Origin of the sequence: Cellulomonas timonensis (assembly GCF_900046455.1) — a bacterium.
Lineage (GTDB): Bacteria > Actinomycetota > Actinomycetes > Actinomycetales > Cellulomonadaceae > Cellulomonas_A > Cellulomonas_A timonensis.
Window position 1 is genome coordinate 838,399 of record NZ_FCOT01000012.1, and the last position, 19,703, is coordinate 858,101.

A 19,703-nucleotide genomic window follows, 5' to 3' on the forward strand; every position below is an offset into this window, starting at 1 on the left:
CTCGTCCTCTCGCCCTTGATTGGAGCCTGACCGTGGTCCCCACTCAGCAGTCCCACCCGTGGCGCGCGACCCTGCGCACCGCCGTCCAGGTCGGCATCCCGGCACTGATCACGCTCTGCCTGGTCCTGCCGGTGGTCGTCCAGATCCTCCTCGACGAGCTCGGCGAGGCTCTGCCCCCGGGCGTGCGCGCCTGGCTGCTCGCCGCGGCCGCGCTCATCACGGCGATCGCGTCGGTGATCGCCCGCATCATGGCGATCCCTGCCGTCGACGCCTGGCTCGACCGGCTCCGGCTGTCGTCCGCGCCGGTCACCGCCGACGGCGTCGCGGTCATCACTTCGGTGCTGCCCAGCGTCACCCGCCCCGGACCTGGGCACTGGTCGAACGGCGACCCGGTTCATCTCGTCCTCGACGGCACGGGCAGTGCGCGCGTCGCCCCCAACCTCAACGGCGCGACCTGGGTGCCCGACGTGCTCGCCGACGCCGAGCGCACCAACCTCGCGAGCCTGCGCGACGCGCTCGACGAGGGCGACCCCGGCCGAGCCGCGCTCGACCGCATCCTCAGCTGACGCATCACCGACGACGCCCCCGCTCGGCCACACGGCCGGGCGGGGGCGTTCGTGCGTCCGGGGTCACGCGACCCGGGGCAGCCGTGCCACCGCCGCGCGGGCGAGGGCCGTGGACGCGCGGACGTAGACCTGGGTGGTGGCGAGGGAGGAGTGGCCCATGAGGACCTGCACGGTGCGCAGGTCGGTGCCTTGCTCGACGAGCGTGGTGGCGTACCAGTGGCGCAGGGCGTGTGGCGTGCCGGGGACCTGCGCGCGGGTCATGAGGTCGGAGATGGTGTCCGAGACCGACCCGGCGCGCACGTGCTCGCCGGTGCCGCGCCCGGGGAACCAGGGGCCCTCCCGGGGCCACGTGGCGGCCGCCTCGAGCACGACGTCGTGCAGCGGTGGGCGGCGCACGCGGCGCCCCTTGCCGACCACGGTGATGAACCCGGCGAGGCGGTCGACGTCCTGGCCGCGCACCCGGGCCACCTCGGACACGCGCATGCCCTGGTAGGCGGCGAGCAGCACCATCATCCGGGTGCGCCGGCGGAGCGGCTGGGCGAGCAGGGCCGCGAGGTGCTCGGTCTCGATCGGGCGCGGCTCCCACGCGGGGGCTCGCGGTGGGCGCAGGGTGCGCATGGGGTCGTCGGTGCGCACGCCGACGAGCTGCAGGTATCCCACCCATGCGCGCATCGCCGCGAAGTACGTCTGGCGGGTGCCGGGCGAGAGCGCCGGGTCGGCCAGGTGCTCGGCGATGTCCAGGCCGGACAGCTCGGTCGGCTGTACGCCGGCCCGGCGGGCGACCCGGGCGACTAGCCCGAGCCGCGAGTCGACGGTGCGCTCGGACATGGACTGTGCGCGCATCCACACCGCCCACGCCTCGAGGAACGTCGCCGCCGGCCGGACCGCCGCCGCGGCGCTCTTGGCGCTCACGCGGCGAGCGGTGTCGTGGCTTCCTCGAGGTCGTTGGCGCCTGGCGGTGCCACGCCGCCGATCGTGGCGGCCGCCAGCACGGCGCTGCGCAGGTGGTCGTCGGGCATCTGGACGTAGATCAGGGTCGTGTCGGTGCTGGCGTGGCCGAGCAGCTGCGAGACGGCGAGCAGGTCCCGGGTGCCGGCGTAGGCCTTGGTCCCGAACCGGTGACGGAGGGTGTGCGCCGTCCACGGGGATGGCAGGAGCCGCGAGAGCAGCTTGGACACGTGGTTCGGTGTCAGGTGCCCCCCGAGCCGGTTTGGGAACAGCCAGTCGTCGCTCGCGGCGATCGCGGCGAGCAGGTCGCCGTGCGCGAGCGGCACGAGCCTCTCCTTGCCGCCCTTGCCGTGCACGAGGAGCATGTCGCCGTCGAGGTCGAGGCGGTGCACGCGTGAGATCTCCCCGGCGCGCAGGCCGGCGAGGGCGCCGAGCTCGATCATGCGGCGCTCGCGGTCGTCGGCGCGCACCAGCGCGTCAGCGATGACCGCCTCGGGGGCGGGCCGGGGCCGCCCCTTCGGGACGCGCACGGTCGGCAGGTCGACGGCGGGGTCGACCGCGACGTAGCCACGCCGCCGACCCCACCGGTACAGCCCGCCGACGGAGGTCCGCAGCGACTTGCGCGCGGACGGGCCCCACTCCACCGAGCCGAGCAGGTCCTCGAGCGCGACGGCGTCGACGTCCCACGGCGAGCCCGGCAGCGCGTCCGCGGCCACGTGCAGGTAGTGCCGGTACAGCACGATCGTCGCGTTGCTCTTGCCAGCCGCGCGGAGCGACTTCACGTACAGGATGATGGCTTGTTCCCAGGTCATGGGACGGTCATCGGCCCCGACCAGGCGCAAGGGCTGGGCCCCCGCCGCCGGCGGGGTGGTGCGGGTCACGGGAGAGACGCCGTCAGGCCTGCGCGCGGTGCTCGATCGCACGCACCTCGGCGAGCAGCGCGGTCCAGTCGGCCGCGACCAGCGTCCCGCGCTCCCCGAGGCGCGCGCGCAGCAGCTCGAGGAACGCGTCGCGCTCGTCGTCGGCCACGGGCATCCCGAGCGCGGGCACCGCCTCGACGACGGGCACGACGGCGAGGTGCCGCGTCGGGGCGGTCGTGTATGTCTTCCCGTCGACGCCGGTCACGACGAGCGGCGCAGGTGAGGAATCCTCCTCACCTGCGGTCGCCGCGGCGATCGCCCGCCGGTCGTTGGAGATCGTCTTCTGGTCGACGGAGACGATCGGGGCGATCGCCCGCGTGCTCATCCCCCGGCCGGTCAGCCAGCCGACGACCTCGCGGCGCTCCTCGAGTGGCAGGCGCATCGGCTCGAGCGTGTCGGCCAGGTACGCGGTCCAGGACGCGTACCCGAGGGCGCTCCACGCCTCCCCCGTCAGTGCCTGCTCGACGAGCTGCAGCAGCCGCGTGACGCGGTCGTTCACGTCGCGGGCCGTCTGGCGGATCCGCTCGGTGAGGGCCCGCGCGTCCTGCTCCGACAGCGGCCCGGGCGCGACCGGCGGCACGAGCGGCGCGGCGCCGGTCAGGACGTCGACGACGCCGGCGCTCGCGGGCGCGGCGACGAGCGCCGGCAGCTGCACGCGGCGGGACATCAGACGACCGCCGGCGTCGGCTCGCCGGCGTGCCGGGGGAAGCGCACGGGGATGACGCGGCCGGGGATGGCCCGCTCGTACTCGTCGCCGTGGTGCTGGCGGAAGTGGCCGGACACGACGTCGCTGACCTGCTCGGACGTGTAATCCGCGGGTCGTGGGTTCGAGCCCCACGGGGCCCACTCAGTCGTCGCGGACATCGGCCCGTCAGGGCCGCGGCGCCGACGCTGATGCCTGCCGCCTGACGGCTTCGGCACTCCACCGTTGAGCCAGGGGCGCCGCACGTAGCAGGGTGCGCGCGGCCAGTCCCCGGGTGGCGACGAGCAGGTCGACTTGGGTGCGCCGGTCGGGGAAGAGCCGCGTGGCTGTGGCGTAGCGCGCGTCGAAGGCGGGGTCGAAGAACGGCGCGTCGGTGACCCGGAAGACCTGGGTCATCTCCGCGTTGCGGCCGATCGACCCGGGGCTGTACTTGGCGTGCTCCTGGGCGTAGGCGTCCAGGAATCCGAAGCATGCGCCACCGGATCGCAGGACGTAGCCGATCCACAGGGTCTGGCCGGCTGCCGCGAGCTGGGTGACGAGCAGGTCGCCGTCACGCCGGAATCTTGACGTGACCTCACGGAACCACCGTTCGTTCCGTGGGTTCAGCCGCAGGGCGGCGCCGCCGCGGCTGTGGTCGCCTTTCCAGCCGGATGCTTGCAGGTCGAGGAACTCCTCGTCGACGGCGGGGTCTGCGCTCCGGTCCCGTAGCTCGAGCGGCCCGCCGGCGACGCGTTCCAGCCCGCGTGCGCAGCGGCCCGTCTGCTTCCGCTCGTTCTTGGTCAGGTGGCTGGTGACCAGCACGGGAACGGTGGCGAGCCCGTCGCTCGGCAGGACTGGCAGGCTGGCCCGGCGCGCGAAGGCGGTGACCTCCCGACGCCGCTCGTGGACCAGCATGGAGGTCTGGTTCACCGCCTCTGCGAGCGCCTCCGCGAGGACGCCCTCGGCCGGGAACCGCTGGAGCTGGACCAGCCCGGGCAGGCCCACAGAGGTCATCCCGCTCAGCAGGAGCGTGAGCGCGCCGACGACGTCGCCCTGCCGCACGAGCGGGTGGTGGCGGTCGGAGTGCGGCGTCATGAATGGCCCGCCCGTGGTCGCCGCGCGCACCCGCGCCCCGGTGGCGACCTCCTTGGTGGTGACGGCCAGTGCCGCTAGCCACTGCCCGCGCTCCTCCACGACGACGATCTGCATGCCGTCGGACTCCGGACGCGCCCGAGCGGGGATGAGGTAGCGCGGGTCCAGGTACAGATTGGGCTCGACTGCCAGGTCGGCGAGTCGCCGCCAGGCCTGGGCATCGGTCTCCGTCACCCGGGACAGCGGGATGAGCCGTATGTGCACGAGGTCCTCCATTGGGCTTCGTGGAGGGCCGGATCGGACAAATCGGGCCCTGCCCCTTGTCTACCTCTTTTCGGCGCTGATGGCGCGCGGTCTCGGCCCTTTGCGCGATGTTGCACTTCGCTGGGGTCACCGCTCGACGGTGAACGCGACGCTGCCGTCTGGCTTCGTCTCGCTGACCTCGACGTTGCTCACCGCCGCGAGCCGTGGGCCCAGGCGCGCCCAGCCGACCAGCGCCTCCACCGCGTCGGCCTCCCCGATCACATGCGCCTCCACCGCCCCGTCAGGACGGTTGCGCACCCAGCCGGCCACCCCGAGCCGCCGTGCCTCGGCGACGAGCGCCGCGCGGTAGCCGACCCCCTGCACGACGCCCCGCACGACGAGCTGGCGAGCGATCACGGGTCCATTCTGCGCCGATCAGGTGGCAGCGGGGATTCCCGCGACCACGAGGGCGGCGGCGATGTCCTCGGCGATCATCTGCCGCTTGGAGGCCTCGATGCGCCATGCGGGCCCGGCCTGGAGGTAGGACGGGAACAGGCGAACGCCGCCCAGCTCGTACGCGCCGCCACGGATCCTGTACGTCGAGCCGGCGGGGACCGCGCGCTTGCCAGTCCGTTCCCGGGCGATGTGGTTGACGGCGGCGATCGCGACGTCTCCCATGAGCAGGTAGGCGCGGGCTGCGGGCATCCTGGCGAGCTCGTTGGCCAGGACGCCGGCGTGTTCACGGACCGTGGCCGCGCTGATGCCCGATGCCGTCTTGGGGTGCCGTACCGCGACGGTGCGGTGGATGCCAAGGGCGGTCAGGTCCGCGGCGGTTCGCACGGGTAGGCCTGCGGCGGCGAACGCCTCGAGGGTCGTGGTGTCGAACAGCGATCCACGTGAGCCGTCGTAGTCGTCGTGCGGGTCGGGGGCGGCGCACTCGGAGATCAGCACGAGACGGACTGCGGCCGCGTCGGTCATGGCGGGCGCCCAGGCCCGGCTCAGGTCGATGTCAGCGCTGCCAGCGCTGGCCTGTGCGTCGACGCCCATCCGGTCACGCTAGCGATGCCATAGCGACGCACGCATGAGGCTTTCGTCCCGGTCTGCCCGATGCCGCGGCATCAGCCCTCGGCGCGCTCGAGCACGAACACCGGGATCTCCCGCTCGGTCTTGCGCTGGTAGTCGGCGTAGTCGGGGTATGCCGCGACGGCGCGCTCCCACCACAGGGCTTTCTCGTCGCCCTTGAGCTCGCGGGCGATCATGTCCCATTTCTGCGGGCCGTCCTGCAACTCGACGTGCGGGTCGGCGACGACGTTGTAGTACCAGACGGGGTTCTTCTCGGCGCCGCCGAGGGAGGCCACGACGGCGTACTCGCCGTTGTGCTCCACGCGCATCAGCGGTGTCTTGCGGAGCTTGCCGCTGCGGGCGCCGCGGGTGGTGAGGATGACGACGGGCATGCCGCGCATCGTCGTCCCCTCGGTGCCGCCCGAGCTCTCGTACTTCTCGACCTGCTGGGCGGCCCAGGAGCTGGGGCTGGGCTCGTACTCACCGATGAGAGGCATGCCCCCTCAGTACTCCCCTCTCGGCGGCCTTGTCCATGCCTGTCCCGTCAGGCGGCGTCTTTCGCGCGCCGCAGGCTCCCCGGTGACACGCCGTACTCGCGGCGGAAGGCCCGGCAGAACGCGGCCTCGGACAGGTACCCGACGTGCTGGGCGATGACGGGGAGCGGGTCGGCGCCGGCGGTGAGGGGGTCATGCGCGACTTGCAGGCGCCAGGCGGTCACGTAGCGCATCGGTGGTGTGCCGACCAGCTCGGCGAACCGGGCGGCGAACGCGGAGCGTGACATGCGCGCCTCGCGGGCGAGCAGCTGGAGCGACCACGGGAGCCCGGGGCCTTGGTGCACGGCTCCGAGCACCCGGCCCAGGTGCGGGTCGCGCAGCGCGGCGATCCAGCCGAGCCGCGCCTCGGGGGCGTGGTCGAGCCAGGAGCGCACGAGCTGCACGACGAGCACGTCGGCGAGCCGGGTCATGACGGTCTCACCGCCGGGGCGGCTGGTCTCGGCCTCGGCGGCGACGATGCGGAGCACGTCGTGGAACGCCCCGGCGCTCGCGTCGCCCCAGGCGTCGACCTGGATCGCCTCGGGGAGCTGCTCCACGAGCCTGCGGGTGCTGCCGCTCTCGACGGACAGCACCGCGTACGTCACCCGGGTGATCGCGCCGCCACCGTCCACGCGCATGACCTCGTATCGGTCGCTCACCTGGTCGACGGGGATGTCGAACAGCGGGACCACGGGGTCGCCGGCGGCGCTGCGCAGCGTGTGGGCGGCGCCACGCGTGAGGAGCGCGACGGACCCGGCCTCGAGGGTTCGCGGGGCGGTCGCGCCGGTGTCGAGGAGGCACCGCCCGGCGGTGACGACGATCAGGACCATGCACGAGTCGAGGGGCGGTACCTCGACGCCCCACGGCGCCCCGAGCTCGGCCCGGCAGTAGAGGGTGCCGGTCAGCCGCAGCAGGTGCAGCGACTCACCGAGCGGGTCGGCGGCGGGCAGCGGGCGCGGCGGCTGAGGCACTCCCTGACCTTCGCATGTGGATATACCGGCCATCCAGGCCTGTGGACGAACGGCACACAGCGCCGGACGCCAGGCGATGGCGCCACCCCGGCCGCTCCGGCGACGGTGGAAGAGACGCCGGAGACGTCCTTCCCGGACCCACCACCAACGCAGGAGGCATCCCATGCAGAACTCGAACCTGGCCGTCATCGGCGCGACCGGCACCACCGGCCGCCGCATCGTCGAGCGGCTCACCCGCCTCGGCCACGACGTCCGACAGCTGTCTCGGCGCACCGCCGTGCGGTTCGACTGGGAGGAGCCGGCCACCTGGCCCGATGCCCTCGCCGGCGTGCGCGGGCTGTACGTGTCGTACTACCCGGACCTCGCGGCCCCCGAGGCGCCCGCCGCCATCGAGGCGCTCACCGCCGCCGCACGCGAGGCGGGCGTCGAGCGGATCGTCCTGCTCGCGGGCCGTGGCGAGGCGGGCGCGCAGCGCTGCGAGGACATCGTCCGCGCGTCGGGGATCGACCACACGGTGGTGCGGGCGTCCTGGTTCACGCAGAACTTCACCGAGGGACAGCTCCTGGACGCGGTCCTCGGCGGCGTGGTCGCCTTGCCCGCGGGCGACGTCCTCGAGCCGTTCGTGGACGCGGACGACATCGCCGACGTGGCCGTGGCCGCGCTCACCGAGCCGCATCACGGCGGGCGCGTCTACGAGCTGACCGGCCCCCGGCTGCTGTCGTTCGACGCGGCGGCCCAGGAGATCAGCGCGGTGACGGGCGCTCCCCTGGCATACGCGCCGATCGACCCCGAGACGTTCCGGCAGGCCCTCACCGACCAGGTGGGAGCCGCGCACGCCGATCTGATCACGGGGCTGTGCGTCGAGGTCTTCGACGGCCGCAACGCCTCGCTCGCCCACGGCGTGCAGGACGCCCTGGGCCGCGAGCCCCGGGACTTCGCCGACGTGTGCCGTGCCGCGGCGACCGCGGGGGTGTGGGACCAATGAGCGCCACAGCCGGGCGCCGGACCTCGCCCGCGCCCCCGCCCGGGGCAGTGGGGCGCTCGGGAACCACCGTGAGTCGCCAGCGTGGGGCCACGACGCTCGTCGTGCTGGTCGCCTCCGGCGCCGTCGCGGTGGTCGTGGGCGGCGCCGGGCTCGTGGCGCCGGACGGGTTCCACGAGGCGTCGGGCGTGGTCGCGGGCGATGACGCCGGCCTGCGGAGCGAACTGCGCGCGGGCTCGGCCGTCGTGCTCGCCACCGGGCTGCTCCTGCTCGCCGCAGTTGCTCGCGCCCGCCTGACCAGGCCCGCGCTGCTCGCCGGGGCGCTGGTGTACCTGTCCTACGTGGCGGGCCGCACCTCCGGGCTCGTGGTCGACGGCTGGCCAGGTGGCGGCCTCGCCGTGGCCGGGGTGGTCGAGCTCGCGCTCGGCGTCGCATGCGCGTGGTGCGCGGCACAGCAGGCGAGCCCGGGCGTCGGGAGCATCGCGTAACGGCGAAGCCCAGAGCGAGAGCCGCCACCTCCACGCCCTGGACCATGCAGACTCACCCCGGAGCCCCGTCGTCCAGGGGTGGAGCCCGGAGTTCCGGAGTCCATGGTGGTGTCGACGGGAGGCGGGATGGCGAGCACGCCGGGCATGATCGAGCGGCTGAGCGGGGGCGACCTGGTCGAACTCCGCTCGGACGTCGGCCCCGCGCCGAAGAACGTCGGCGCGTTGCTCGTGCTCGACGACGCGGACGCCGCCGCCGTCGAGCAGGCCCTCCGCACCCGGCTCGCGGGCATCACCCGGTTGCGCCACCGGCTGGTGGCGCCCGCGCGGGTGCTGGGCCCGCCGTACTGGCTCGACGAGCCGTCCTTCGCCGTCCGGGACCACGTGACGCGCGTGCGCTGCCCTGCGCCCGCCGATCACGACGCACTGCTCGAACTCGCCGCGGAGGCGCTCACGCAGCCGTTCCCCCCTGACCGGCCGCTGTGGCGGGCCGTGGTGGTCGACGGGCTGCAGGACGGCGCCGTCGGCGTCGTGCTGGTGATGCACCACGTCTTGTCGGACGGCGTGGGCGGCCTCTCGATGCTCGCTGCGTTGGCCGATCCGGGCACGCCCCCGGCCTCGCACCTCCCGCCGCGTGAGCTCGGGCTGCGGCCTGGGCCGAGCGCGTCGGAGTTGCTCACCGACCGCGCGGGGCGGCTCGCGCGCGCCGCCGCCGCGCTGCCCGCGAGCCTGGCGCGCATGAGGCGCGGGCGCGTCGAGTTGGGCGGCCACCGACGCGGGGCTGGCGCCCCACGATGCTCGCTCAACGTGCCGACCGGCGCCCGGCGACGGCTCGCGACCGTCGACGTCGACCTGGAGGAGGTGCGGACGGCCGCACGCCGGCGCGGCGCCACGGTCAACGACCTGCTGCTCGTCGCCGTCACGTCGGCGATGGACGCCGTGCTGCGCGCACGCGATGAGGACGTCGCCGCGCTGGTCGTGTCCGTCCCCGTGTCCGCCCGGCGGCCCACAGGGTCGGGGACGACAGGCCGCGTCGGAGCCGCTGGGCTCGGCAACCAGGTTGGCGTCATGCGGGTCCGGGTCCCCGTGCGCGGCTCGCTGCCGGAGCGGCTCGCGCAGGTCGCCGCGACCACCCGTGCCCGCCGGCTCGACGACCGTGGCGCGTCCGCTGGGCTCGTCGGGCCGGTGTTCCGGCTGCTGGTGGCGGTCGGCGCGTTCCGGTGGCTCATCGACCACCAGCGGCTGGTGAGCACCTTCCTCACGAACGTGCGCGGCCCCGTGGACGCGGTCACCGTGGCCGGGGCGCGCGTCCGGCAGGTCGCCCCACTGACGTCCTCACCCGGGAACGTGGCGGTCACGTTCGCGGCGTTGTCGTGGGCCGGGCGCCTCGTCGTGACGGTGGTCGTCGACCCGGACGTGGTCGCCGACCCCGCGGTCCTCGCGGACGCGACGGGCGAGGCGCTGCGCGAGCTCGTGCGGGACTGAGCCCGCACCGGGCACGGCCCCGGTTCCCCGGTCGGCGAACAGGGCGGCGCACCCGGAATGGACGCGCGGGGCCGACCGTTCGAATGGCATCGCCCGCGGACCGCTCCGCGGCGAGCACCGATCACCGCAGCGAAACGAGGTCCCCATGACTGCTCCGACTCTCGAGACGTCCGCCCCCGCGACGCTGACCCGCCGCGACCGCTGCGACCGCTGCGGCGCGCAGGCGTACGTCCGGGCGACGCTCCCGGGCGCCGACGGCCTGGAGCTCCACTTCTGCGGCCACCACTTCCGCAGGTTCGAGCCCGGTCTCGTCGCCTCGGGCGCGACCATCCTCGACGAGCGCCACCGCATCGACGCGTCCACCGACGACTGACCACCGCAGACGGCAGCGCCCCCGCACCCGTGACGGGTGCGGGGGCGCTGCTGCGTCCGGGCATGGATCCAGGGACGCCTAGCTGAAGCCGACCATCCGCTGCGCGACGCGGTACGCCAGCACCGACACCCGTCGGCCGGCAGGTCCGGGCAGGTTGCTGACCTGGCCGAACACGCTCCACCGCACCCTGCGGTACAGCCACAGGTCGGCGGCCCGCAGCTCCCGCCACAGCCGCTCCTTCTCCGCGAGGCTCTGCCGGGTGTTCGCGCGGATCAGCAGGATGGACGACACGGCGCAGATGATCGCCGTGTAGTGCAGCAGGTACGCGCGCAGCCGCCGGTCGGCCACCGGTGTGGTGCGGACATGGTCGAGCAGCAGCCAGTTGACCCGGAGCTGCTGGTCGAGGCGCCGGAGCATCACGGCCTCATGCACGGACTGGTCCTCGCGCCCGATGAAGTACCGGTACAGGTCGACATCCAGGTAGTACAGGGTCCGCACGTGGGGCAGCGGCACCAGCGCGTAGAGGCTGTCCACGTAGAACGTGTGCTCGGGCAGCCGCAGCCCCGCGCTGCGCAGCACCTCGGTGCGGTAGATGAGCGCGTGCATCATCAGGTATTGCCGCTTGCCGAACCGCCGGGTCTGGGCCCAGCGCAGCTCGCGGCGCCGGGGCAGGGCGCCGTGGTACCGCACCACGGTCTTGTTCTTCTTGCCCTGCTTCTCGTAGACGAAGTTGCTGACCAGCAGGTCAACCCCTCGGCCGCCCGCGACGAAGCCGGCCAGGGTGGAGAGCACCTCGGCGAACGCGTCGGCGTCGACCCAGTCGTCGGCGTCGACCACCTTGAGGTAGTGCCCGCGCGCGTGCTCGAGGCCGGTGTTGATCGCGGACCCGTGGCCGCCGTTCGCCTTGCGCAGCAGGTGGACGGCGCCGGGATGCGCGTCGACGTACTCCTGGGCGAGCGCGGCGGTGCCGTCGGTGGACCCGTCGTCGACGACGAGCACCTCGACCAGCGGCCCGGCGCCCACGAGCGAGTCGAGGCTGCGGCGCAGGTATGCCTCGGCGTTGTACGCCGGGACGACGACGGTGAGCAGCGGGGTCACGATGCCGGCCTCGCCGGCTCGACCACCGCCGCGGTCTCCGGGACGGACCTGAAGATGACCTTGAAGATGGGGAAGAACACCCAGAACGAGATGGCGGCGTTGATGATCATGGTGACGACGTCGGCCAGCGTCTCGCCGGCGCCGCCCAGGCCCCAGGTGTCGATGAACAGGTCATAGACCGGCGCCTTGTACAGGCCCTGGAGCGCGGCGGCGGCGATGGTGATGACGACGTAGGCGACGGCATACCAGAACGCGGCCTTGGCGATGGAGCTGGTGGACTTGAACGTGATGGTGCGTTGGGCGAAGAAGTTGATCACCTGTGCGATCAGCAGGGTGATCTGGACGGCCAAGAAGTATGCCAGTCCTCCCCCACCGGCCGGCAGCGCGCCCGCCGCGTAGTCGAACACGAAGTACTGGGAGCCACCCGGGTTCGACCCGATCTGCCAGAGCTGGAAGTTGGTGTCCACCAGCGCCGTCATGCCGAAAGCCCACTTGATGGCGGGCATGAGGGCGAGCTGCAGCACGGTGATGCCGTTGCTCAGCACGAGGAACACGACGAACTGGGCGGTGCCGGGACGCTGGGCGGCGAAGCGGCCCCAGATCTCCTTGATGCGCGTGACCATGGGGGGGTCGGTCTCTCTCTTCGTTGAGGCGCGGCGCCGGTCGGCGGCGGGGCGCGGGGTTCGCGGGTGGCGGCCGGTCAGCGGCGGCCGGACAGCTCGCGGGCGGAGCGACGGTTGGCGCGGCGGTTGCGGGGGAACCCGCCGCCGACGATGCGCGCCCCGGGGAAGTGGCGCCCATTGACGATGCGGACGATCCCGTCGACCATCTCGGCGCTGACCATGCCGTTCGTCATCTTCCCGATGGCACGGAACGGCATGTTGAGCAGGAACAGGATGCTGAGGTCGGGCGTGCCCTTGGCGTCGCTGCGGTCCTTGCGCCAGGCGAGCACCCGGTAGGCGAGCCGGGCCAGCGGGCTGCGCGCGGTAGCCATCCGGCCGAGCGCGTCGTTGGCGCCCAGCGGCCCGCTCCAGGTGGAGGCCGGGACGGGCCGGCCGAGCAGCGCGGCGAACTCCGCATCCGACACCCTGCGGATGTCGCCCGTGTGGTGGCTCGGCAGCGCGGGGTCGCGCGGCGCGGGGGGCATGGTGCCCGTGATCTCGCGCAGCGTGCGCTCGTCCACCACGGAGTCGCTGACCATGCGGCGCAGCTCCTGGCTGTTCGCCGCGTAGTGCTTGGGGCACGCCGCGACGCCCTGGGACTGGATGCCGCGCACGTAGGCGGCGGCGAGCTTCCCCGCCAGCAGCGGGTCCTCGGAGAAGTACTCGAAGCTGCGCCCGCCCAGGGGGCTGCGCTTGATGTTCAGCCCCGGCCCCAGCAGCACGTCCACGCCCTGCCACGCGGCCTCGGCGCCCAGCGCCTGGCCGACCTCCTCGGCGAGCACCGGGTCCCAGCTGTTCGCGATGGTCGCCGCGGTGGGGAAGCAGGTCGCCGGCTCGGAGCCGTGCAGGCCCAGGTGGTCCGCGGATCCGACCTGCTTGCGCACGCCATGCGGGCCATCGGCCAGCCACACCGAGCGCAGGCCGAGGCGCGGCACGTCGTGCGTCTCCCAGACCGACTTGCCGGTCAGCAGGGCGGCCCTCTCGAGCAGGGTCAGCTTGTCGATCATGACTGCTGCTCCTCCGCCTCGGGGGCGGCGCCGTCCTGCGGCGCGGCGGCCTCGGCGGCCTCGAGCTCGCGGTGCGTGCGCACCCGGCGGACGACCAGCACCGTGCCGAGCGCCAGCAGGATCCCGACGACAGCGCTGATCGCGATCTGCCAGTAGCGCCACGCCGGCGGCGTGTAGTCGAGCTCCGCGCCAGACGCGATCCCGTTCATGGCGTTCGAGTTCGCGACGGCGTACAGGATGTTGTGCGTCGCCTCACGGATGTTCGAGACGGCCTCGGCGCTCGTGGTGTCGGCGAGCGACTTCATCGGCTGGAACGTCAGCATCAGGTCGGAGCCGGCCTTGATGCCCTGGTCGGGGTACATGTACCCGTACAGGTTGAAGTCCGTGATCACGATGCCGCGGAAGCCCCACTCGTCGCGCAGGACGGTGTCCATGAGCGCCTCGGAGCCGCCGGCCCAGGTGCTGCCGATGCGGTTGAAGGAGCTCATGACGGCGGTGGCGCCGAGCTCACGGGTGGAGACGGTGCCCTCGTCGTCGGAGATGTACTCGATCTCCGACGAGGCGTCCTTCAGGGTGATCTCGAACGGCTTGAGGTAGATCTCGCGGATCGCCTGCTCATTCGCCCAGGTGGCGATGCCGTTGTCGATGCGGCGCGCCTCCTGGTCGTTCATCGCGAAGTGCTTGACGAACGAGTAGACGCCCTTCGACGCCGTCCCGGACACGACCTGCGCGGCCAGCTCGCCGGACACCACGGCGTCCTCGGAGTAGTACTCGAAGTTGCGGCCCGCGAACGGCGAGCGGTGCAGGTTGACCGCCGGGGCGTACCAGCCGTTGGCGCCGAGGGTCAGCCCCTCGTTGCCGATCGAGACGCCCATCTCGTACGCGAGGTCCTTGTTCCAGGTCTGCCCGATGACGACCTCGGACGGGTAGGCCACCCCGGAGATGGTGTTGCTGATGAACGAGCTGAATCCGGCGGGGCCGTCGAAGTCGCCCGTGACCTCCTTGACGATGCTGTTGATCGCCCCGGTGTTGTACGCGCCGTTGAGGAGGACGTTCGTCATCTCGGCGACGGTGATCTGGTCGAGCAGCGACTCCCACTGCGGGTCGTCGTAGTCGAGGCCGCGCATGTCGATCAGGCCCAGGTCGCCCTCGGCGCCCTGCGTCGGCATCTCGGCGTCCGAGGCCGCCGAGGCCGCCGCGCTGTCGTACGCCGCGAATCCGGCGATGACGTCCGCAGACGCGGCCAGGTCGGCGGCTGTCGGGGCGGTCGGGAACGTGCCGGCGAAGTCGGCCCGCGACAGGTTGAGGATCTTGCCCTCTTCCGGGGTGTCCGTGAACGCCGCGGAGACGTCGTCGAACTGGTTGGTGACCTCGACGTCGTCGCTGGCCCGGTGGTTCTCGCCGCTGTAGACGACCGTCTCGCCGACTGTGTACGTGATCGGCTCGACGCCCGCCGCGACGGTGTGCGAGTCGCTCTGCACGGTGACCTGGTAGTCGCCGGCCTCGAGGACGTACGCCCGCTCCACCTTGTAGTCGTAGGACGCCATGTCCTCGACGGCCAGGTCCAGGGTCAGCGTCTGCGACTCGCCCGGTGCCAGCAGGCCGGTCTTCTCGAACGCGCCCAGCACCACCGAGGACTTCTCGATCCCGCCCGGGGTGTACGGGGCGGAGTAGTAGAGCTGGACGACGTCCTTGCCCGCGACATCACCGGTGTTGGTGACCGTGACGTCGACGGTGATCTCGCCGTCGACCTCGCCCAGCGAGACGTCCGTGACATCCCAGTCGAACGACGTGTAGCTCAGGCCGTAGCCGAACGGGTACACGACAGCCTGGTCGTAGTCGAGGAAGCCCTCGACGGCGGCGGTCTCGTAGTAGCGGTAGCCGACGTAGATGCCCTCCTCGTACTGCACGAGGTAGCCGTCGCCGGTGGGGCTGTCGAGGCCCGTGTACTGGAAGTCGCCGAAGTTGACGAACGTGGGGTCCTGCGTGAAGTCCGCCGAGTAGATGTCGACGGTGCGCCCGGACGGGTTGACCGCGCCCGTCAGCACCTGCCCGACGGCGTTGAAGCCGCTCTGGCCCGGCGAGCCGACCTGGAGGACGGCGTCGACACCCGAGTCGTCCTGCACGAGGCCGAGCTCCATGCTGGTGCTGGCGTTCACGACGACGATGACGGTGTCGAAGTGCTCCTGTGCGAGCGCGATCGTCTGCTGCTCGTCGAGGTTCAGCTCGAGCTGGTGCTGGCCGGCGACGTAGTTCTCGTCCCAGCCCTCCATGCTCGTCGCCAGGTCGCCGCCCTCGCCGCCGGCGCGTCCGATGACCACCACGGCCGCGTCGTTGTAGTCCGCGAAGCTCGCGACGGCCGCGTCGGTGTAGTCCGCGGCGGGCATCTCACCGATGTTGAAGATCGACTCGGCGGGCTTGTCCATCACGATGTTGGTGCGGGGCGTCTCCGCCGCGTAGTCGGCCAGCAGGTCGTAGACCGTGCCGTTGACCTCGAGGCCCGCGTTCTCCAGGCCCGCGCGCACGTCCACAGCCTTGCTCGTGTCGGTTGAGCCGGAGCCGGCGCCGCCGTACACCGGGTCCGCCGCGCCGCGGCCCAGCAGGGTCACCTTGAGCCCGTCACCGGTGAGCGGGAGGGCCTGCGCCTCGTTCTTCAGCAGGACGACGCCCTCGGCCTCGATCGACTCCACCAGGGCCTCGGCTGCGGCCGTGGCCTCCTCGGCGGTGGCGAAGTCCTGCTCGTTGTACGTGGTGTCCCAGTCCGCTGTGGCGTCCGAGTTGGTGATCGTGTAGGTCCCCGTGCCGAGCTGGGAGGCGACCCAGTTGGAGAAGACTCCCAGGAGGACGTTCGCGGTGATCGCGAGGACTAGGACGACCCCGAGCACCGGGGCCCAGATGGCCACGAACTTCTTGTTGGACATCGGCACCTTCGCCGCGTTGCTGCTCACGAGGAGCCTCTCCTTCGAACACTGTCTGGATGTGCCGCCGGTCCGCGAGCAATGCCCGGAGGATGACGAGGGTGCGCGGCTCCACCGTCCCCCGGTCCGACGACGTTGGCGTTCGGGTCAGGGGGCCGCTGCGGCCGGGAGTAGAACACAGCAGGCTGCGCGGGGCGCCTCGTGGAGGCGCATGAACTGTCAGTTCCGGCGCATGTTCTGCCGTCGCCCTCGGCCGGCGCGGGAGCTCCACGGGACGCGACCTAGACTGCTGCCGCCCGAGCGCGGGCACCCACCCCGCCACCCACCGATCCGGAGGCCCCACGATGGACCTGCTCGTCGTCGGCGCGGGCCTGTACGGCTTGACGATCGCCGAGCAGGCGGCGCAGTCGGGGCTCGACGTCGTCGTCATCGACCGACGCGACCACCTGGGCGGCAACGCCTACAGCTCGGTCGACGAGGCCACCGGAATCGAGGTGCACCGCTACGGGTCGCACATCTTCCACACGTCGAATGAGCGGGTGTGGCGGTACGTGCGGCACTTCACGGCGTTCACGGACTACCGGCACCGCGTCTACAGCACGCACGCCGGAACCGTGTACCCGCTGCCCATCAATTTGGGCACGCTCAACCAGTTCTTCGGCGCCGCGATGGGGCCCGCCGCCGCGCAAGCGCTCATCGCCGAGCAGGCCGCCCAGGCCGGGGTCGACGCCGAGTCGGCCGCGAACCTCGAGGACAAGGCCGTCGCGCTGATCGGCCGCCCGCTGTACGAGGCGTTCATCCGCGGGTACACCCACAAGCAGTGGCAGACGGACCCGCGGGAACTCCCGGCGTCCGTCATCGCCCGGCTGCCTGTGCGGTACACGTATGACAACCGCTACTTCTCGGACACCTACGAGGGCCTGCCCGCCCACGGCTACGGGCCGTGGCTCGAGGCGATGGCGTCCCACCCGCGCATCGACGTGCGACTCGGCGTCGACTTCTTCGACCCCGCGCAGCCGTTCTGCAAGGACCGCGTGCGCGGGCAAGTCCCGATCGTCTACACCGGGCCCGTCGACAGGTACTTCGACCACAGCGCGGGGCCGCTCGCCTGGCGGACCCTGGACCTGGAGACGCAGACCCTGCCCGTGCGCGACTTCCAGGGCACGAGCGTCATGAACTACCCCGACCTGGACGTGCCGTACACGCGCATCCACGAGTTCCGGCACTTCCACCCCGAGCGCGAGGACCGGCACGCGCAGGACCGGACGGTCATCGCCCGGGAGTTCTCCCGCCCCGCCGGGCCCGACGACGAGCCGTACTACCCGGTGAGCACCCCCGCCGACCGCGAGCGCCTACGGCAGTACCGCGAGCTCGCGGAGGACGAGCCTGGCGTGCACTTCGGCGGGCGGCTCGGCAGCTACCTGTACCTCGACATGCACATGGCCATCGCGTCGGCGTTGCAGCTCTGGAGCCAGGGGACGGTCATGGCGGGGGTTGTGGGCCGCTCAGGGCGCGGGCGCCGCGCCGAGGGACTGGGCTCCGTGCGGCCGTCTGGGGCCTGAGCGCGCCCGCGGCATCGGCAGGAGGATCCGCAGCACGAACCAGTCGTCCTCTGTGTTGACGGTCATCGAGCCGCCGTACTTCTCCGCGGTGTACCGGATCGACTTGAGCCCGTATCCGTGCCGGTCCCGGTCCGGCCTGCGGGTCACGATGTCGCCGTTCTCCACCCGCAGCTCGCCGGTGAAGTAGTTCTCGAACGTCACCACCACGAAGCTGTCGCGTGCGAACAGCGCCATCTTGATCAGCCGCCGCTCCGGGTCCGGCACCTGCATCGCGCCGTCGATCGCGTTGTCGAGCGCGTTGCCGAACACCGCCGAGACGTCCATCGCGGACATGAAGTCGAGCATCGAGCCGTCGGCCACGTAGGTGAGGTCGATGCCACGTTCGGCGCACTCCATGGCCTTGGTGGTGAGGATGACGTCCAGCACCCCGTTGCCGGTGTCCGCCTGCGCCCCGTAGTCCTTGATGCTGGCCTCGAGGTCGTCCAGGAACGACGCCTTCTTCTGCGGGTCGCCCTCCGCCCGGATCACGCTGATCTGGTGTTTGAGGTCGTGGTACTTGCGGTTGACGACGTCGATGCTCCGCTTGGACTGCAGGTACTGCTCGTGCTGGATGCGCAGGATCCCGTCGATCGACTTCACCTCGGCACGTGCGCGCTGCTGCAGCCGGTGCCCCTGCTGGGCGTAGAGGGCCACGAAGCCGCACAGGTCCACCAGGGTGCGGATGTAGAAGATCTCCAGCCCCAGCCGGCCGCTGAACGGCGTGTTCGCGTTGAGGAAGCTGATGTTGCTCATGAAGAACGTCACCAGCGCGATCGCCCCCGCGGAGGCGAGCTCACGCAGGCTCACGTCGAGCGGCTGCGCGCGACGGAAGTGCCGCGACTCCATGAGGTACGCGACGCCGAACGCGGCCGCGTACACGGCGACGAAGAACGCCTTCTGCCACACCACGCCGGGCCGGTCCTCGGGCAGGAAGAAGAAGCAGTGCACCTGCCAGTGCAGGGCCGCGACGAGCTCCGCGAGCACGAGGGCCCGGGCGCAGAAGTACCCGGCGTCCCGCACCGACACCTGGGTCGCCGCCAGGATGAACGCGTACATGCACGCCACCGCCGCGGCCATCCCCAGGGGCCAGAAGGCCAGGGGGAGCCGGCCCGCGAGCTCCTGCACTCCCAGTTGCGCCACGAGCGCCCCCACGGCCAGCAGCGCCAGCCGCGGCCGTCGCATCCGGTGCCGGCGCATGACCACGTACAGCAGGCAGGCCGCCCATTCGGCCACCCCGGTCAGGTGCCGGGGGATGTCCGGCAGAGTCTCCAGGATCATGCGTTCCGCCCGCCGAGGTAGTCGGTGAGCGCCGCGAGGAACGCCTTCTTGCGCGGGCGGCTGATGAGCAGGTTGTGGCCGCCCACCATCACCGCGCTGCTCTGCTGGACTGCCAGGACGTGCCGCAGGTTCACCAGGTAGCCGCTGTTGCAGCGGAAGAAGTCCTTGCCCTCGAGCTCGGCCTCCATCGTCTTGAGCGGCGCCACCACCGAGTACCTGCCGTCGACGGTGTGCACGATCGTGCGGTGCTTCGCGCTCTCCAGGTACACGATGTCGCTCGTCGCCACGCGCACCAGCCCTCCGTCGACGGTGAGGAGGACGTAATCCGCCGAGCGGCGGCGCAGGCGGGCGATCGACCGCTTGATCTCCTGGGAGAACGCGAAGTACGACACGGGCTTGAGCACGTAGCTCAGCGCGTCCACCTCGTAGCCGCGGATCGCGTGCTGCGTCATGTTGGTGATGAACATGATGACCACGTCCTGGTCCACCTGGCGGATGCGCTCCGCGGCGCTGAACCCATCGAGCTCGGGCATCTGCACGTCGAGCAGCAGGATGTCGAAGCCGGGGCGGTAGCCGGCCACCACCCGGCTGCCGTCGGTGAACATCGAGACGTCGAACGCCTCCCCGTGCTCCCCCTCGTACCGACGCAGGTGGTCGACGAGAAGGGCCGCGCTCGCTGCATCGTCCTCGACGATGCCGATCTTGATCACTGTGCTTCCCCGGTCGTGGCTGGGCGCCATGGACGGCAGCGGGAGTGGTCGACCAGGGATGGGGGCGCTGACCCCGACGTCCCCGGT

The 19,703-nt window shown here is 72.1% G+C and carries 21 protein-coding genes; 6 read left to right on the forward strand and 15 right to left on the reverse strand.

Translation table 11 applies throughout. From position 1 onward, the window contains the following. The first annotated feature begins 32 nt into the window (after positions 1-32). Positions 33-566 carry a hypothetical protein gene (locus BN3788_RS12305; protein WP_066586349.1) on the forward strand — a complete coding sequence of 178 codons (534 nt, stop codon included), beginning with the start codon at positions 33-35 and terminating at the stop codon, positions 564-566. A 63-nt stretch (positions 567-629) separates the two neighbouring features. Here the strand turns inward: BN3788_RS12305 and BN3788_RS12310 are convergent, their stop codons facing one another. The 9 genes from BN3788_RS12310 to BN3788_RS12350 form a co-directional block, all read right to left on the reverse strand. Continuing rightward, positions 630-1,478, reverse strand: coding sequence for a tyrosine-type recombinase/integrase (locus tag BN3788_RS12310; protein WP_066586351.1), 849 nt, complete (start codon positions 1,476-1,478; stop codon positions 630-632). Continuing rightward, complete coding sequence (locus BN3788_RS12315; RefSeq protein WP_082812840.1) at positions 1,475-2,326, reverse strand: tyrosine-type recombinase/integrase; 852 nt, start codon at positions 2,324-2,326, stop codon at positions 1,475-1,477. The genes BN3788_RS12310 and BN3788_RS12315 overlap by 4 nt, the downstream gene beginning before the upstream one ends. A gap of 82 nt (positions 2,327-2,408) precedes the next feature. Beyond that, the gene (locus BN3788_RS12320; RefSeq protein WP_066586359.1) at positions 2,409-3,101 is read right to left on the reverse strand and encodes a hypothetical protein; all 693 of its coding nucleotides are present in this window, start codon (positions 3,099-3,101) and stop codon (positions 2,409-2,411) included. Next, positions 3,101-3,298 (reverse strand): hypothetical protein, encoded by a 198-nt coding sequence (locus BN3788_RS12325; RefSeq protein ID WP_066586362.1) that lies wholly within the window; start codon positions 3,296-3,298, stop codon positions 3,101-3,103. The genes BN3788_RS12320 and BN3788_RS12325 overlap by 1 nt, the downstream gene beginning before the upstream one ends. A gap of 7 nt (positions 3,299-3,305) precedes the next feature. Continuing rightward, positions 3,306-4,472: a GNAT family N-acetyltransferase gene (locus BN3788_RS12330; protein ID WP_159066896.1), complete on the reverse strand. Its 1,167-nt coding sequence runs from the start codon at positions 4,470-4,472 to the stop codon at positions 3,306-3,308. A gap of 126 nt (positions 4,473-4,598) precedes the next feature. Next, positions 4,599-4,868, reverse strand: coding sequence for an acylphosphatase (locus tag BN3788_RS12335; protein ID WP_066586367.1), 270 nt, complete (start codon positions 4,866-4,868; stop codon positions 4,599-4,601). A gap of 18 nt (positions 4,869-4,886) precedes the next feature. Next, positions 4,887-5,498 carry a hypothetical protein gene (locus tag BN3788_RS12340; protein WP_066586369.1) on the reverse strand — a complete coding sequence of 204 codons (612 nt, stop codon included), beginning with the start codon at positions 5,496-5,498 and terminating at the stop codon, positions 4,887-4,889. 71 nt (positions 5,499-5,569) lie between these two features. Continuing rightward, complete coding sequence (locus tag BN3788_RS12345; protein WP_066586372.1) at positions 5,570-6,010, reverse strand: nitroreductase family deazaflavin-dependent oxidoreductase; 441 nt, start codon at positions 6,008-6,010, stop codon at positions 5,570-5,572. A gap of 47 nt (positions 6,011-6,057) precedes the next feature. Further along, positions 6,058-7,017, reverse strand: a complete 960-nt coding sequence (locus BN3788_RS12350) for an AraC family transcriptional regulator (protein ID WP_066586377.1) — start codon at positions 7,015-7,017, stop codon at positions 6,058-6,060. 163 nt (positions 7,018-7,180) lie between these two features. Between BN3788_RS12350 and BN3788_RS12355 the strand changes: the two genes are divergently transcribed. The 4 genes from BN3788_RS12355 (at position 7,181) to BN3788_RS12370 (ending at position 10,342) form a co-directional block, all read left to right on the forward strand. Next, positions 7,181-8,002 (forward strand): NmrA family NAD(P)-binding protein, encoded by an 822-nt coding sequence (locus BN3788_RS12355; RefSeq protein ID WP_066586379.1) that lies wholly within the window; start codon positions 7,181-7,183, stop codon positions 8,000-8,002. Between the two features lie 68 nt (positions 8,003-8,070). Beyond that, positions 8,071-8,487, forward strand: coding sequence for a DUF4345 family protein (locus BN3788_RS12360; RefSeq protein WP_159066897.1), 417 nt, complete (start codon positions 8,071-8,073; stop codon positions 8,485-8,487). Between the two features lie 126 nt (positions 8,488-8,613). Continuing rightward, positions 8,614-9,969 (forward strand): wax ester/triacylglycerol synthase domain-containing protein, encoded by a 1,356-nt coding sequence (locus BN3788_RS12365; RefSeq protein WP_082812843.1) that lies wholly within the window; start codon positions 8,614-8,616, stop codon positions 9,967-9,969. 145 nt (positions 9,970-10,114) lie between these two features. Further along, positions 10,115-10,342: a DUF7455 domain-containing protein gene (locus BN3788_RS12370; RefSeq protein WP_066586384.1), complete on the forward strand. Its 228-nt coding sequence runs from the start codon at positions 10,115-10,117 to the stop codon at positions 10,340-10,342. 78 nt (positions 10,343-10,420) lie between these two features. Here the strand turns inward: BN3788_RS12370 and BN3788_RS12375 are convergent, their stop codons facing one another. The 4 genes from BN3788_RS12375 to BN3788_RS12390 form a co-directional block, all read right to left on the reverse strand. Next, a complete protein-coding gene (locus BN3788_RS12375; protein WP_108723836.1) occupies positions 10,421-11,440 on the reverse strand; it encodes a glycosyltransferase family 2 protein in 1,020 nt (339 codons plus the stop codon). Beyond that, positions 11,437-12,063: a hypothetical protein gene (locus BN3788_RS12380; protein ID WP_066586387.1), complete on the reverse strand. Its 627-nt coding sequence runs from the start codon at positions 12,061-12,063 to the stop codon at positions 11,437-11,439. Before BN3788_RS12380 ends, BN3788_RS12375 begins: the two co-directional genes overlap by 4 nt. A 77-nt stretch (positions 12,064-12,140) precedes the next feature. Next, on the reverse strand, positions 12,141-13,109 hold the full coding sequence (locus BN3788_RS12385; protein WP_066586389.1) for a glycoside hydrolase family 3 N-terminal domain-containing protein: 969 nt from the start codon (positions 13,107-13,109) through the stop codon (positions 12,141-12,143). Then, positions 13,106-16,057, reverse strand: coding sequence for a glycoside hydrolase family 3 C-terminal domain-containing protein (locus tag BN3788_RS12390; protein ID WP_066586391.1), 2,952 nt, complete (start codon positions 16,055-16,057; stop codon positions 13,106-13,108). The genes BN3788_RS12385 and BN3788_RS12390 overlap by 4 nt, the downstream gene beginning before the upstream one ends. Positions 16,058-16,371: 314 nt before the next feature. On the opposite strand from BN3788_RS12390, the gene glf reads away from it, so the two are divergent. Beyond that, complete coding sequence (gene glf / locus BN3788_RS12395) at positions 16,372-17,589, forward strand: UDP-galactopyranose mutase (protein ID WP_082812844.1); 1,218 nt, start codon at positions 16,372-16,374, stop codon at positions 17,587-17,589. Here glf and BN3788_RS12400 read toward each other — a convergent pair. Further along, positions 17,533-18,906 (reverse strand): ATP-binding protein, encoded by a 1,374-nt coding sequence (locus BN3788_RS12400; protein ID WP_066586394.1) that lies wholly within the window; start codon positions 18,904-18,906, stop codon positions 17,533-17,535. The two genes, glf and BN3788_RS12400, sit on opposite strands and share 57 nt — an antisense overlap. Continuing rightward, complete coding sequence (locus tag BN3788_RS12405) at positions 18,903-19,646, reverse strand: LytR/AlgR family response regulator transcription factor (protein WP_066586398.1); 744 nt, start codon at positions 19,644-19,646, stop codon at positions 18,903-18,905. The genes BN3788_RS12400 and BN3788_RS12405 overlap by 4 nt, the downstream gene beginning before the upstream one ends. Between the last annotated feature and the right edge of the window lie 57 nt (positions 19,647-19,703).